Source organism: Actinomadura alba, assembly GCF_014323705.1.
Lineage (GTDB): Bacteria > Actinomycetota > Actinomycetes > Streptosporangiales > Streptosporangiaceae > Actinomadura_C > Actinomadura_C alba.
This window is the reverse complement of record NZ_JABVEC010000019.1, coordinates 116,144-129,669: the sequence shown is the minus strand read 5'-3', so window position 1 is coordinate 129,669 and position 13,526 is coordinate 116,144. Positions and strand designations below refer to the sequence as shown.

General features: G+C 70.4%; 14 protein-coding genes. 7 read left to right on the top strand and 7 right to left on the bottom strand.

The genetic code is table 11. From position 1 onward, the window contains the following. Nucleotides 1-2: 2 nt before the first annotated feature. Nucleotides 3-857, bottom strand: coding sequence for an alpha/beta fold hydrolase (locus HKK74_RS24130; protein WP_187245606.1), 855 nt, complete (start codon nucleotides 855-857; stop codon nucleotides 3-5). A 233-nt stretch (nucleotides 858-1,090) separates the two neighbouring features. On the opposite strand from HKK74_RS24130, the gene HKK74_RS24125 reads away from it, so the two are divergent. Beyond that, complete coding sequence (locus HKK74_RS24125) at nucleotides 1,091-1,729, top strand: flavin reductase family protein (RefSeq protein WP_187245605.1); 639 nt, start codon at nucleotides 1,091-1,093, stop codon at nucleotides 1,727-1,729. Between the two features lie 78 nt (nucleotides 1,730-1,807). On the opposite strand, the gene HKK74_RS24120 is transcribed toward HKK74_RS24125, so the two are convergent. Next, nucleotides 1,808-2,302 (bottom strand): aminotransferase-like domain-containing protein, encoded by a 495-nt coding sequence (locus HKK74_RS24120; RefSeq protein WP_187245604.1) that lies wholly within the window; start codon nucleotides 2,300-2,302, stop codon nucleotides 1,808-1,810. Here HKK74_RS24120 and HKK74_RS24115 point away from each other — a divergent pair. Both HKK74_RS24115 and HKK74_RS24110 read left to right on the top strand, forming a co-directional pair. Continuing rightward, on the top strand, nucleotides 2,276-2,530 hold the full coding sequence (locus HKK74_RS24115) for a hypothetical protein (protein WP_187245603.1): 255 nt from the start codon (nucleotides 2,276-2,278) through the stop codon (nucleotides 2,528-2,530). The genes HKK74_RS24120 and HKK74_RS24115 overlap by 27 nt on opposite strands. 2 nt (nucleotides 2,531-2,532) lie before the next feature. Further along, nucleotides 2,533-3,234, top strand: a complete 702-nt coding sequence (locus HKK74_RS24110) for an HAD family hydrolase (protein WP_187245602.1) — start codon at nucleotides 2,533-2,535, stop codon at nucleotides 3,232-3,234. Nucleotides 3,235-3,314: 80 nt separating this feature from the next. Here the strand turns inward: HKK74_RS24110 and HKK74_RS24105 are convergent, their stop codons facing one another. After that, a complete protein-coding gene (locus tag HKK74_RS24105; protein WP_246491920.1) occupies nucleotides 3,315-5,477 on the bottom strand; it encodes a DUF6351 family protein in 2,163 nt (720 codons plus the stop codon). Between the two features lie 302 nt (nucleotides 5,478-5,779). Here HKK74_RS24105 and HKK74_RS24100 point away from each other — a divergent pair, with 302 nt between their 5' ends. Beyond that, nucleotides 5,780-6,616, top strand: a complete 837-nt coding sequence (locus HKK74_RS24100; protein WP_187245601.1) for an NAD(P)H-binding protein — start codon at nucleotides 5,780-5,782, stop codon at nucleotides 6,614-6,616. Nucleotides 6,617-6,869: 253 nt separating this feature from the next. Next, a complete protein-coding gene (locus HKK74_RS24095; protein ID WP_187245600.1) occupies nucleotides 6,870-7,430 on the top strand; it encodes a TSCPD domain-containing protein in 561 nt (186 codons plus the stop codon). Here the strand turns inward: HKK74_RS24095 and HKK74_RS24090 are convergent. Then, entirely contained in the window at nucleotides 7,407-8,384 is a 978-nt protein-coding gene (locus tag HKK74_RS24090) for an AraC-like ligand-binding domain-containing protein (protein WP_187245599.1), read from the bottom strand. The two genes, HKK74_RS24095 and HKK74_RS24090, sit on opposite strands and share 24 nt — an antisense overlap. A gap of 234 nt (nucleotides 8,385-8,618) precedes the next feature. Then, on the bottom strand, nucleotides 8,619-10,061 hold the full coding sequence (locus tag HKK74_RS24085) for an MFS transporter (RefSeq protein ID WP_187245598.1): 1,443 nt from the start codon (nucleotides 10,059-10,061) through the stop codon (nucleotides 8,619-8,621). 208 nt (nucleotides 10,062-10,269) lie between these two features. On the opposite strand from HKK74_RS24085, the gene HKK74_RS24080 reads away from it, so the two are divergent. Next, a complete protein-coding gene (locus tag HKK74_RS24080) occupies nucleotides 10,270-10,875 on the top strand; it encodes an RNA polymerase sigma factor (protein WP_187245597.1) in 606 nt (201 codons plus the stop codon). Beyond that, nucleotides 10,868-11,920: a CU044_5270 family protein gene (locus tag HKK74_RS24075; RefSeq protein WP_312881708.1), complete on the top strand. Its 1,053-nt coding sequence runs from the start codon at nucleotides 10,868-10,870 to the stop codon at nucleotides 11,918-11,920. The genes HKK74_RS24080 and HKK74_RS24075 overlap by 8 nt, the downstream gene beginning before the upstream one ends. A gap of 126 nt (nucleotides 11,921-12,046) precedes the next feature. Here HKK74_RS24075 and HKK74_RS24070 read toward each other — a convergent pair whose 3' ends face one another. Beyond that, the gene (locus HKK74_RS24070; RefSeq protein WP_187245596.1) at nucleotides 12,047-12,589 is read right to left on the bottom strand and encodes a carboxymuconolactone decarboxylase family protein; all 543 of its coding nucleotides are present in this window, start codon (nucleotides 12,587-12,589) and stop codon (nucleotides 12,047-12,049) included. 61 nt (nucleotides 12,590-12,650) lie between these two features. Continuing rightward, the gene (locus HKK74_RS24065) at nucleotides 12,651-13,472 is read right to left on the bottom strand and encodes an SAM-dependent methyltransferase (protein ID WP_187245595.1); all 822 of its coding nucleotides are present in this window, start codon (nucleotides 13,470-13,472) and stop codon (nucleotides 12,651-12,653) included. Nucleotides 13,473-13,526: the final 54 nt, after the last annotated feature.

The following is a 13,526-nucleotide window of genomic DNA, read 5'->3' as shown; positions in this document are numbered from 1 at the left end:
GCTCAGCCGGTGACCCAGCCGAGGATCCGGGAGTTCACCTCGACCGGCCGTTCGAGCTGCAGGAAATGGCCGGCTCCAGGGACGACCTCGACGCGCGAGCCCGCCGGCAGGTACCGCTCGGCGTCCTGGACGGCGGCGGCACCGAGGCAGCCGTCGTCGGCGCCGTGCAGGTACAGCACCGGCCGTTCCCCGACGCGGGTCATGGCGGCCTGCTCGGTCGCGTAGGCCTCGACGTGCCGGGACCCGTCGAGCATCGCGCGGTAGTAGCCGATCGCGGCGGTCGCGTGCTCCGGTGAGCGCAGGCAGTCCATCGCGTGCGCGACGTCCTCGGCCGCCTCGTACCCCGGCGACCAGTCCCGCCACAGTCCCTCGACGAACGACCGGTTCAGCGCCATCTCGGCCAGCGGCGTCTGGAAGAGGAAGATGTAGAAGGACCGTTTGAGCTGCTCGTAGTCGAAGAAGGCGGCGGCCATGGAGTTCACCGGCGGTACCGCCAGCGCGACCACCCGGCGCCATCGCCCGGGGGCGAGCGCCGAGGCCCCGTAGGCCGTGGCGGCCCCCCAGTCATGGCCGATCAGCACGGCGTCCGGGCCGCCGTCCAGGGCCTCGTGCAGCGCGTTGGCGTCGGCGGCGAGCGCGCCGGTCTGGTACGCGCCGTCGCCGGGTACCTGCGTCGGCGCGTACCCGCGCATGAACGGGGCCACGGCGCGGAACCCCGCGCGGGCGAGTTCGGGCAGCAAGTGCCGCCAGGTGTGCGCGGAATCGGGAAACCCGTGCAAGCACAGCGCGAGCGGGCCGTCGGAGGCCCCCGCTGACAGGAAACGGAACTGGAGCCCGTTGGCGGTCACGGTCTGCATGGTCGCGACGCTACAAGACCGCCGACCTTCTGTTGAGTCGTGGCGTGTCGGGGTCTTCACGCGGCATGATGCCCCGACACGCCACGACTCAACGAGCTCCCGCCCTCTTGGGCCGGCGGGCAGGGCCTGAGTGCGATGTCTGATCGCCGCCAGCGTCCTGGTCCTGATTAGCGCAGAGTCGGGGGCGTGTCATGGCGGGTCTCTCCATCTCCTGTCGCGCGAAGGGCGAAAGAATGCACGTCGTACCCGGGCTCAAGGTGCTGTACTTCGGGACTCCGGTGGTGCTGATCAGCTCACGTAACGAGGACGGCACCGCGAACCTCGCCCCGATGTCCTCCGCCTGGTGGTTGGGCCAGTCGTGCATGCTCGGTCTCGGGAACAGCGGCCAGACGACGGCCAACCTGCTGCGCGAGCGGGAGTGCGTACTGAACCTGCCCTCTTCCTCGATGGTGGATGCCGTCGACCGGCTCGCGCTCACCACGGGGAAGCCGACCGTTCCCGATCACAAGGTGAAGCAGGGTTACCGGCATGAGCCGGACAAGTTCGCGCTCGCGCGGCTGACCGAACAGGCGTCGGAGCTCGTCGCGCCGCCCCGGGTGGCGGAGTGCCCGGTCCAGCTGGAGTGCAGGGTCGTCTCGGCGCACCCGTTCGGCGGTACCTCCTCGCATGCCACGGCCTTCGAGGTTGAGGTTCTACGCGCCCACGTCGACGAGGAACTGGTCATCCCGGGTACGCACTACGTGGACCCGCTCGGCTGGGACCCACTGATCATGAAGTTCTGCGAGTTCTTCGGTGGCGGGCGGAACGTGCACCCGTCGAGGCTTGCCGACGGGTGGGAGATGCCGCATCGGCTCCACCCAGTGGTCGCCTGAAGCTCGTACACCCTCGGCCGATTCTGTCGACCGGCCCGGACAGCGCCCGTGAGTCTCGACAGTGCCTTGCGGCGCGGCTCAACCGTGATGGTGCACGGTGCGCAGGACGTTCGCGAGGGCGTCCAGCGCGGCCGGGTAGGCGTGTTCGTACGGTGTGCCGTAGCCGACGATGATGCCCTGCGGGTGGTCTCCCGGCTCGTGCCAGCGGTCGCCCAGATATCCCAGGGCGAGGTCGTGAGCGGCCGCAGCGCGCAGCACGTCGCGCTCGGTGGGGCCACCGGCGGGCAGGCCGATGAGCGCGTGGAGTCCGGCGGCGATGCCACCGATGGAGAAGCCGGACGGTGAGAGGTCCGGCCGGAGGCGGGTGAGCAGGAGGTCGCGGCGGCGCCGGTAGCGCAACCGGCATGCGCGGACGTGCCGGTCGTAGGCGTGACCGGTGATGAAGTCCGCCAGCGTCAGCTGGCCGATGGTCTCGGCCTGGCATCGTTCGGGGCGATGTGGGCGGGAGGCGAGCGGCTCGCGTGGCTCGTCGCCGGGCTCGTGCTGATGGACGTGGCGATCAGCGGTACCCACCTGCTGAACCTGAGCGTGGTCTATCGCCTGGTCGAAGGCGGCAGAGCGCGGATCGCCTCGGTCTACATGACCTGCTACACCCTGGGCGGCGTCGTCGGCTCCGCCGCCGGAACGGCGGCCTACCGGCTCGGCGGATGGCGTGCGGTGTCGTTGGCCGGCGCCGCCTTCATGGCGACCGGGCTGGCCGTATGGGCGCGTGACGCCCGTGCTGGATTCGATGGAGGATGACCATGACCATACCCATGCCGCTGCTAGTGCTCTGGGACATCGATCACACGTTGATCGATTGCGGCACTGTCGCGCATCAGGCCTATGCCACGGCGTTCCGCAAGGCGACGGGCCGTCCGCTCGAACGGCCGTGGCGGTTCGACGGCCGTACCGAACTGGCGGCCGCCACCGAGGCGTTGCGGGCGCACGGCCTGGATCCGGGCGGCGGACTGCTCGACGCCTTCACCGAACTGATCGTCGCGGAGACGCGGGACCGTGGCGCCGACCTGGCCGCCGGCGGGCAGGTCCTGCCGGGCGCGGCCGAGGCGCTGGCCGCCGTGGGAGCCGTCCCGGGCGTGCGCCAGTCGGTCCTCACCGGGAACCTGTACGACCTCGCGCTCTGGAAGCTGACCGTCTTCGGCCTCGACGGCCATGTCGACCTCCGTCTCGGCGCGTTCGGTGGTGACGCCTTCGAACGCACCGACCTGCCGGCGCACGCCTTCGACCGGACCGAGCGCCATCTCGGCCGGCGGTACGGCGGCGCCGACACCGTCATCGTCGGTGACACCCCGCGCGACGTCGCCACCGCCCGTGCGGTCGGCGCCAGGGCCGTGGCCGTCGCGACGGGCGCCGACAGCGCCGCCGCACTGGAGGCGGCCGGGGCCGACGTCGTACTGCCCGACCTCGCCGACACCGCCGCCGTCCTCCGCGCGGTCACCGGCTGAGGCCCAAGGGGCTTTCGATCAAGGATCGGGGCAGCCCAGGGTGCTCCGATCCTTGATCGTCTCGCTGCGGTCGAAGGGGCTCACCGGCCGAACGACTGCCATGTGCCGGCGAGGCCCTGCTGTTCGATCCCCGGCGCCGACCAGTCGCAGACGCCGCCGGGGAAGATCCCCCGCAACCGCCCGGCCTGCTCGGTCGTCAGTGGCACCCCGTACTCCGCCGGTTCGACCGGGCGGAGCCGGCACTTCACGATGTCGTTCGCCATCGGACCGCCGGCGACCAGCCGCGGTGAGGTCCACACGGGGTACAGCGTGTCGCAGGTGGTCGTGCCGTTGCCGGGGACCTGCGGCTCTGCCACCTTCCGTGGCTGCGCGTCCCGCGTCCAGCACGCGTCGGTGAGGTCGCCCGGCTTGGTGCGGACGACCTTGGCGATCGGGCTTCCCGGCCGGCCGTCCGCGGCGAGCGCGGTGAGCCACTGGTCCATCTGCGTCAGTGCGTGCGCGAGGACGGGGCTGGTCAGCGAGAACCCGCCGTGCCGGTCGTCCTCGACGAGCATGACCTGGTTGGCGTACGTGCCGTTCGCCTTCTCCAGCCGCTCGCGGGTCGCGAACGAATGGAACCGCATGTGGATGTCGCCGGCCGGAAGGTCGTCGGTGTACGCCCGATAGTCGATCATCGGCATGCGCGCGAGACCGGCGCCGCCGTTGAGCAGCCGCCCGCTCCGGTAGGCCGCCCGGGTCGCCGCCAGGTCGGCCGTCGTGCGCTCACCGACGTGGTTCGCGTCGGCGTCGAAGCCACCGATCTTCTCATTGAGGTCGAGGAACCGGTCGACGCTGATCGCCTTGTCCCGCAGGGCCTGCAGGCCGTACTGGATCCCGGTGTTGTCCAGCGGCCGCAGGGCGAATCCGGTCCGTGGGTCCCGGCCGTACACGTTCACGGTGTGGTCGTACACGTCGCACCGGGCGCCCGCCGGATTGGTCTCGGGGTGGTAGCGCAGGGCCGCCGGCAACCGGGCGGGGCAGAAGATCCGCGGGTCGATCCGGCCGCCGCGTTCCGCGAGGTCGGCGATGCTCTCCCATCTCCCGAAACCGGAGACGGCCTGCTGTTGCTCCTTGCCGAGTGCGCCGGGCGCGACCTCGCGGAAGTAGTGGTCGAGCAGGCGCGCGTCGCTGATCGTGTTCACCGTGCTGAACCCGACGTCCGGAAAGCTGCACCCGGAGACGATGCCGTCGAGCAGGCCCGGATAGTTGTCGCCGATCTGGTGCGTCTGGTACGAGCCGCCCGAGCAACCCCAGCCGATCGTGAACGCGGGCCGACCGTACGCCTCGACGAAGCGCTCTTTCACCATGCTCATCGTCTCGGCGGCGAGCAGGTCGTTGCAGTTGTTGCCGAACACGTTGAGCGATGACGACGCCACGGCGTATCCCTGGCGGAGCATCACGTCGTCCATCACGCCGCCGGTGCCCCGGCCCTGCACGTACCAACCGCCGGGGCAGCCGCCGCCGAAGGTGTAGATCAGCCGGCCGTTCCATCCGGCGGAGCGTTGCCACGGATCCGGCCGCGGGGTGCCGGGCTCGTGCAGCATCGACATCTCGTAGATCGCCCGGTTGATGGTCCCGGTCTCGACCCGCACGATGTACGGCACCCGCCGTCCGGTGCTCGTCGTCGTCCAGGCGAGATCGGCCGGCCGGGTCTCCGCGGCGGGGAGCGGCGTGAAGCGCCCGGCCGTGGTGCGGTAGACGTGGTCGACGCGCGTGCCGACCGAGCAGTCGGCGTCGGTCGGCGCGCCGAGCGTGCTGCCGGTCACCGTGGTGAACGCCGCCGTGTCGCAGATGAACGGTCGCTCGTGCGGCCCGGCGAACACCGGTCCGGTCAACGGGTGGTTGTCGAGTACGAGTCGACCCGACGGGACGCCGCGCGCCGTCGCGGTGAGGACATTGCGCCCGAGCCGCATGCCCTCGACCACGCCCTCCAGCGCGCGGCCGCGGTCGACGCCACGGAAACTCGTGGTCACGTCCGTTCCGTCGCGCGTCACCCGTACGTTCTCCGCGGACACGCCGCCGGGGATCCGCACCCGTACCAGCGCGTCATTGCCGGAGACGACCTGCGGGCGTGACGACACCACGGTCAGTGTCAGGCCATCGGCCCTCTCCATGGACGTCGCGGCCACGGGACCCGAGACGAGGATCGCTGTGACGACCTGGACGACCGCCAGCAACGAGGCGTAGCGCAGCGCTGATCCCATGCCTTGATCTATACCTCTGGTGCGATCATCGCGCCAGTGCGTGATGTGTCCGGAATAGATGATCATTTGGGTGTTTCGGGCAGTGTGTAGGGGATCGTTTCCGCAGCTGAGCCGACGTGGCGGACGACTCTAACCGCGGCTTCGCGCCGGCTGTCAAAACGATCGGGCGGCCCGGGTTCCTTGGCGTTTCCTCGCGGGCGGCGCGAACGCGTGGCGTTCGAGGTCGAGCGCCGACTAACCTGCGCAGGTTCGGCGGCACCCTCTGGGGGTGCTCATCACCTGTGTGCATGGGAGGGTCATTCGTGGCAGAGATCGCGGTCACCGGCGCCACCGGGAACCTGGGGCGCATCGTCATCGAGGACCTGCTCACCCGGGTCGGCCCTGAGGACCTGATCGCGATCGCGCGTACGCCCGGCAAGGCCGCCGACCTGACCGAGCGCGGGCTCGAGGTACGGCACGGCGACTACGGCGACGCCGGTTCCCTCGACGGGGCGCTCGCCGGGGTGCGGACGCTGCTCCTCGTGTCGAGCCCCGACCTGACCCCCGGCGTACGTGTCGTACAGCACCGGGCCGTGATCGACGCCGCCGCCAGGGCGGGCGTGCGGCGCCTCGTCTACACCAGCGGCATCGGCGCCGGAGACGGGCTGGACTTCGGGGCCGATCACTCCGCCACCGAGCAGGCGCTCGAGAAGTCCGGGCTGACCCGGACCGTGCTGCGCAACGCCCTCTACTCCGAGGCGTTCCTCGGTACGGCGCTGGCGCAGGCGAGCCGGACGGGCGAGGTCACCTCGGCCACCGAGGGGCAGCGGCTCAGCACCGCGCGGCTGCGCGATCTGGCGCTCGCGGCGAGCGCAGCGCTCACCGGCGATGGCCACGAGAACGCGACCTATGACCTGTACGGGCCGCTCTGGACCTACGCCGAGCTGGCCGAGACCCTGTCCGGCGTCCTCGGCAAGCCCGTGGCGCACCGGGAGGTCACCGACGCCGAGGCCGGCTGGCTCGGCGCGCTGTTCCCGCTCGTGCGCTCGGGCGCCCTCACCCGTACGGGAGGTGACCTGGAACGGCTGCTCGGCCGCCCGCCCGCCGGCCTCCACGAGACCGTCACCGCGCTCATCGAACGGCAGGCCCGATCGAAGTGACCGCGCCGGCCGCGCCCTCATCGAGCGCGCCCGCCACCATCTGCCGAACCTGACCGATCAGAGGACCTGACCTCTACCGCGCTCAAAGCAGTGCTGCTTCCTCCTCGCCGGAGCGAGTCCGGCCGGTCCGGCCGGCCCCGGCGTGCCGCGACGCGAGAATGTCACTGCCGGTCAATACGCTGTCGCAGACACCACATGTTGTACCCGAGATATCGAACGATCCCCACAGATTGTGGGCGATATGGAGGCGAAGATGGCGGAGACGGCGATCCAGCGGCACATGTCCCGGCGGCGCAGCGGCCACACCACCTCCGTCACCATCGGCGGCGAACGCTTCCGGCTGACCGCCAACGGCCGTGACGACGACACCCTCGGTGAGGTGTTCATCCAGTGGGGCAAGCAGGGCAGCACCGGCTCCGGGATGATGGACGTCTACGCGGCCGCCCTCTCGCTCGGCCTGCGGCACGGTGTGCCACTCGCCGACCTCGTCTCGCACGGCGTCGACCTGCACTTCGCGCCGAGCGGCCGCACCGACGACCCCGAGATCCCTCGTGTCCGGTCCGTCATCGACTGGATGGCCCGTCGCCTGGCCATCGACTGGTTGCCGCACGACGAGCGGGCCCGGCTGGGCATCTACACGGTCGACGAGCGGGTGGAGAAGGCCGCGGACTGGCTGACCATCGAGGCCGCCAAGATCCCCGCTCCTCGCACCGGGCGCCATGACGCCGGCGACGGCCGGGACGGCGAGCAGCAGGAAGAGGACCGCTGCGGGATCGGCACGGTGGCCGTGTCATCGCATGGGGCGGCCCAGTGAGTGCTGCCGGTACGCCTGCGGGGTGAGCCCGTATGCGGTGCGGAAGGTCCGGCTGAAGTGGGCCGCGCTGGTGAACCCCCACCGGGCCGCGATGGCATGGATCGGCCGCTCGCGGAGCGTGAAATCGCCCAGGTCACGTCGGCAGTGTTCCAGCCGCCGGCCACGGATGTATCCGGCCACCGTGTCGTCGTGATCCTGGAAGAGCAGGTGCAGCGTGCGCGGAGCGATGTGGTGGGCGGCGGCGATGGTCTTCGGCGACAGGGTCGGATCGTCGAGCCGGTGCTGGATGAATCGTTGAATCCGCTGGAAGAGAACCTCCCGGTGCGACTCCGGCGGAAGGGCGGTGTGCGTGTCGAGTTCGTGGGCGAGCACACCGCCCAGCAGGTTCAGCAGAGTGGTCGATGCCCTCAGCACGTCGCCGGGGCGGTAGCCGTCGAAGTCGCGGGTCGCCCTGGTGATGGCGGCCGACAGCAGCGCGCCGATCCCGGTCCGGCCGCAGAGCGGGGCTCCGATGAGCCGGTGGACGGCGGCACCGGGCAGTCGCAGCAACTCCCGGGGGAACCGCACGACGAGCGAGTCGTTGGTGCCCGAGGCGGACCACTCGTAGGGGCGTGAGGTGTCGATCAGCGTGAAGTCCCCCGGAAGGAGCGTGGAACGGTGGCCGTTGTGGGTCAGGACACTCGACCCGCGCTGGTTGAACGTCAGCCGGTAGCCCTCCGGGTCGGATCTTCGGATCAGCTTGGGGTCGCGGACCAGCTCACCGGGGCCCGCGTTGCGCGTGGACATGGTCAACAACGTCACCAGGCCGAGGTCGGCGCTGGCCACCCGGCCGGAGAAGCCGGTCGGCCGGTCGCACCTGACCTCGGCCGGGGTCAGCTCATGCAGGAAGGCGTCCCGGAAGAGGCCGAACCGCTCGCCGGCCGGGACATCGTCGGTATTGATCAGCACCTGCACTAGTGCTCCCTGCTCTGTTGCGGGGTGCCGCCGTGGCTGGAATCGGACACCACGCCGTGGTGCGGGCCGCCGGAGGTTGCGCGGATGGGCAACGTGTCGGCGCGGATGGGCAAGGACGGCTTCGTCCCCGCGCTTCACACTGTACGAGTTGGTGAGACGCCATCGGGGGCGTTGCCGGCGGGGAACCCGTCTCCGCCGGCACCCTGGCCGCGCCTGAGTGCACCACGCCGGCACTCAGGCGCTCATCTGGACCTTCGGCTGCCCGGCGGAGAACTGCTCGGTGACCCGGTCGGCGGTGCGCCTCGCCCGCCGGCCGGTGGTGAGGAGGCCGAGGGCGAACACGACGACACCGCAGCCGCTCATGATCCACCAGGCCGGATGGCTGGCGGGCGCGAAACCCGTCGCGAGCGGGCCGGTCACGCCCGAGGTGACCACCGATCCGAGGACGGCGACGCCGAGCGCGGCGCCGACCTGGCGGCTGGTCGAAGCGGTGGCCGCCGCGACCCCGGCCTGCGACCGGGGCATGCCCGAGATCGCGGTGTTGGTGATCGGGGCGTTGAGCATCCCGAAGCCGATGCCGAAGACCACGTACGCGACGACCAGCAGACCGATCGGGGTGTCGGCGGTCAGCCTCGTGAGGAGCAGAGCGCTGACCGTGAGTCCCGTGCCGGCGGCCAGGAGCGGCAACCGCGCACCGCGGGCACCGACGATCCGCCCCGACAACGGAGCGCACACACCGGTCACCAACGCCATCGGCAGGGTCAGCAGACCGGCGTCCAGCGGCGACAGGCCCCGGACCTCCTGAAGGTAGATCGAGTTCAGGAACAGGAAGCCGGCGAGCGCCGAGAACCCGATCAACGCGATCAGCACCGCTCCCGAGAACGGCACGCTCGCGAAGAACCGCAGATCGATCAGCGGTTCGGCGCGGCGCCGCTCGTACACCGCGATGGCGGCCAGGGCGGCGGCCGCGAGGGCGAAGCATCCGGCGATCGGCGCCGAGCCCCACCCCGTGTGCGGGCCCTCGATGATCGCGTACGTCAGGCCGCCCAGCAGGAGGATCACCAGCAGCTGGCCGACCGGGTCGATCCTGCGCGCCCGCGCCGCGCGCGACTCCGGCACGTACACCGCGGCCAGGCCGACCGCGGCGACACAGATGGGAACGTTGATCCAGAAGATCGACCGCCAGCCGATCGAGTGGACGAGTGCCCCGCCGACCACCGGGCCCAGTGCCATGCTCAGGCCGATGACACCGCCCCAGATCCCGATGGCGCGGGCCCGCTCCTTCGGCGCCGTGAAGGTGTTGGTAATGATCGACAGCGCCACCGGGTTCAGCATCGACCCGCCGATCGCCTGCACCATGCGGAAGACGATCAGCAGCTCGGTGCTCTGGGCCAGGCTGCACAGCAGTGAACCCAGGCCGAACAGCACCAGGCCGGTCTGGAAGACGCGGCGCCGGCCGATCCGGTCCGCGGTCGAGCCGGAGAGCATCAGCAGGCCGGCCACCACGAGCGTGTAGGCGTCGATCGTCCACTGCAGGCCGGACACGGACGCGTCGAAGTCCCGCCGGATCGACGGCAGGGCCAGGTTGACGATCGTGTTGTCCAGCCCGACGACGAACAGGCTGATGCAGCAGATCATGAGTACGAGCAGCCTGCGGTGGTGGCTCAGCTCGGTCACACGGCTCCAAAGGTGTGGATATCCCTCGACCTTTGTCACGTTATAACCGCGTTGTGGTGATCTATGAGGTCGGCGGCAGTGAGCCCGCTCACGCGCGGCGGCCGGTCACCGGCGACGGCGCGGCGTGATTTCGTACGGCTCTCGTGGGAACCGCATGCTCGCGAGTGGGCAAGAGGGGGTGTCCTGACCAGAAGCCGAGAGGCCGAGAATGAGCGAAACGAGCCGGGCCCCGACCGAGGCCGACGACGCCTCCGTCATCGAGCGGTCCTGGCGAGAACCCGAGGCGTTCGCCGAGGTCTTCCGTCGGCACGCGCCGGAGATCAAGCGGTACGTCATCCGCAGGCTCGGGATCGACGCGGCCGAGGACGTCGCGGCCGAGACCTTCCTCGCGGCGTTCCGGCAGCGCGAGCGCTACGACACCGCGCGCCCCGACGCTCGCCCGTGGCTGTACGGCATCGCGACGAACCTGATCGGCCGGCACAAGCGGACCGAGGTGCGGCAACTCCGTGTTCTCGCCCGTACGGGCGCCGACCCGGTGACCAGGCCGTTCACCGACCGCAGTGACGAGCGAATGAGCGCCGAGGCCGTACGGCAGCGGCTGGCCGACGCACTGGCGCGGTTGCCCGCCGGTCATCGCGACGTGCTGCTGCTCGTGACCTGGGGCGGCCTCGGTTACGCGGAGGCCGCGCAGGCACTGGGCATCCGCGTCGGAACGGTGCGCTCTCGAATCAACCGGGCCCGAAGCAAGATGCGTAAAGAACTCGGCGGGGTCGATCCGACGTCGTCTCTCAGTGAGGAACCTGCTCGTGGATGAGATCACTCAGCTCGACCGGCTGCGCTCGGAGATCCCCCTGCCGGAGCTCGCCGACCTGCGCGCCGAGGAACGGCGGCTGCTAGAGGAGATCGCCGGTCCGGCCCGGTCGCACCCGGCTCGCCGGACGGGCCGATGGGCACGGCCCCGGATCGGCCTCCGGCCGCGCCTCCTCATCGCCGGCGGGCTCGCCCTTGCGGTGGCCACGGGCATAGTGGTGGCCGGAACGGAGCGAAAGGTCGTACGTCCGGTTCCGCCGATCGCGTCGCAGCCGGTGGCGGCGGTCAGCGTGCTCGTCCACGCCTCCGACAACGCCGCCCGGCATCCGGAACTGCACCCGAGACCCGGCCAGTACCTCGTGTACGAATCCCGGACGATGAACCCCGTCGAGTCGAACACCGCCAGTGGGCATTCGCGTTACCTGGCCCGCGGAAAGCGCACGGTCTGGTATCCGGTGGCCGGTACGTCGGTCGACGGGTTCATCGCCGGTGAGACTCTGCCGTCGAAGCCGTACCCCGGCTGGCCGCTGCCTCCCGAGGCGAAGCAGCCGCCGGCCAGGACCGGCCCGGAGAAGCTCGCCGACTTCGACCAGCGAGCCGGATTCCTGCGCACGGACTACGCCTACCTCAGCCGGCTGCCGGCCGATACGGCAGGGATGCGCAGGCACCTGTTCACCCGGCTCGAGCACAGCACCAACCCGTACACCGAAGCCTGGAGCCGGGTCGCCGGCATGCTCAGGGAGGCGTACCTGCCCGCCGCGCAGCGGGCGGCGCTGTTCCGCGCGGCGGCCACCATTCCGGGGGTCGTGTCGGTACCGGTGTCGACGGACGCGGCGGGCCGCAAGGGCGTCGCGGCGGCCCTGGTCGTCAGGGAACTGGGCATCCGGGAGGAGTACATCTTCGATCCGAAGACCTACCAGTACCTCGGCGAGCGGTCGGTGGTCATCGATGCCGCCAGGGCCAAGGCGCCGGTGGGCAGCGTTCTCACCTCGTCGGCGCTGCTCAGGGTCAGCGTCGCCGACAGCGCGCCTCCGGTGAGACCTCGCTGACCGGAGGGCTGCCCGGTGGACCCGACGCGCCGGTGACCGGGCGGGCACTGATGTGCTCGCCGGTCACCGGCGTCACCGATTGCTCGATGCGGAGCGCTGTGGGTCGCGAGGCGGCCGGACGCGAGATCAGCGTGCGTAGCCGAACTCGACGATGCGCCTGGCCGCCTGCGCGTACATGTCCTGGCCGCCGGGGACCAGCGTGCCGAGGCCGTCGACGTACCGGTTGTACATGGAGAAGGCCGCCGCGATGAGCACGGTGTCGTGGATCTCGACGTCGGTGGCCCCTTCGGCGCGGGCCGCGGCGACGAGTTCGGTCGTGACCTTGCGCCCGTCCTCGCGTACGGCACCGGCGATGCGCAGCAGCGCGCGCAGTTTCGCCGAGACTGGCGCGGAATCGAGATCGCCGACAACCTGGTCGACCAGCGTCGCGTCCGAGTCGAGTTGCGCGTTGGCCGTGGCCGAATGCGAGGCGTAGCAGAAGTCGCACTCGTTCAGCCCGGAGACATATGCGGCGATCAGTTCACGCTCGCCCGGGCTCAGCGAATTCGGCGCGCGCAGCAGCACCTCCGCCAGCTCGTTGAGCGGCTTGGCGGTCTCGGGCCTGAATTTCAGCAGGCCGGTGATGCCGGGATTCGTCTGCTCGTCCACACCGAGATCGATATGCGCCATGATCGTATTCTTCCTTGATTCATCGGCCGTCGGTCACGGTATTCGCCGAGGACGTGGAGATCTAAAGCTTTCGCGCGACTCCGCAGAAGGTCATGACGTCGCCGGGCACCGCCCAGATGCTCGGATCAGGCCGCCATTTCGGGCACGACACGACGCCGGGTTCGACCAGCTCCAGCCCATCGAAGAACCGGGCGATCCCGCTCTGGTCGCGGGCTTTGATCTTGGTGGGGATGCCGCTGTCGTTGTAGGCGCTGACCGCGGTTCGCGTGGGCTCGGCGTCGGTGCAGGCGTGCGCCAGGACCAGATGGCTACCGGACGGCAAGGCTTCCATGAGCCGCCGTACGATCCCGTAGGCCTCTTCGTCGTCGGTGATGAGATGAGTGACGGCGAGCAGCATGAGCGCCACTGGCCGGCTGAGGTCCAGGGTCTTCGCCGCCATCTCGAGGATCTTCTCGGGATCGCGCAGATCGGCGTCGAGATAGTCGGTGGCACCCTCGGGAGTGCTCCTGAGCAGGGCACGGGCGTGGGCCAGGACCATCGGATCGTTGTCGACGTAGACGATCCGTGACTCGGGGGCGACGCGCTGGGCGACCTCATGAGTGTTGTCCATGGTGGGCAGCCCGGTACCGATGTCGAGGTACTGACGGATGCCCGGCTTCCCGCCGAGGTAGCGCACCGAGCGGTTGAGGAACGCCCGGTCGGCGCGCGCCGAGTCGACGATGCCGGGCACCAGCTTCGCGACCTTGTCCCCGAGGAGCCGGTCGGCGCGGTAGTGGTCCTTGCCTCCGAGCCAGTAGTTCCATACTCGCGCGGAGTGCGGCCGGCCCGTGTCGAGGCCGCGGATGGGCGCGGTCCCGGGGCGGTCGGTGCCGTCGGCGTTCATGGAACGAATCTTGCATGATCGTCAGCACTCTGCGCGCCGATGTGATGGGAGTCT

What these genes read in the sequence shown, in the direction of transcription:
- HKK74_RS24130 (WP_187245606.1), bottom strand. Translation starts at nt 857, where the DNA reads ATGCAGACCGTGACCGCCAACGGGCTCCAGTTCCGTTTCCTGTCAGCG.
- HKK74_RS24125 (WP_187245605.1), top strand. Translation starts at nt 1,091, where the DNA reads ATGCACGTCGTACCCGGGCTCAAGGTGCTGTACTTCGGGACTCCGGTG.
- HKK74_RS24115 (WP_187245603.1), top strand. Translation starts at nt 2,276, where the DNA reads ATGGACGTGGCGATCAGCGGTACCCACCTGCTGAACCTGAGCGTGGTC.
- HKK74_RS24110 (WP_187245602.1), top strand. Translation starts at nt 2,533, where the DNA reads ATGACCATACCCATGCCGCTGCTAGTGCTCTGGGACATCGATCACACG.
- HKK74_RS24105 (WP_246491920.1), bottom strand. Translation starts at nt 5,477, where the DNA reads ATGGGATCAGCGCTGCGCTACGCCTCGTTGCTGGCGGTCGTCCAGGTC.
- HKK74_RS24095 (WP_187245600.1), top strand. Translation starts at nt 6,870, where the DNA reads ATGGCGGAGACGGCGATCCAGCGGCACATGTCCCGGCGGCGCAGCGGC.
- HKK74_RS24080 (WP_187245597.1), top strand. Translation starts at nt 10,270, where the DNA reads ATGAGCGAAACGAGCCGGGCCCCGACCGAGGCCGACGACGCCTCCGTC.
- HKK74_RS24070 (WP_187245596.1), bottom strand. Translation starts at nt 12,589, where the DNA reads ATGGCGCATATCGATCTCGGTGTGGACGAGCAGACGAATCCCGGCATC.
- HKK74_RS24065 (WP_187245595.1), bottom strand. Translation starts at nt 13,472, where the DNA reads ATGAACGCCGACGGCACCGACCGCCCCGGGACCGCGCCCATCCGCGGC.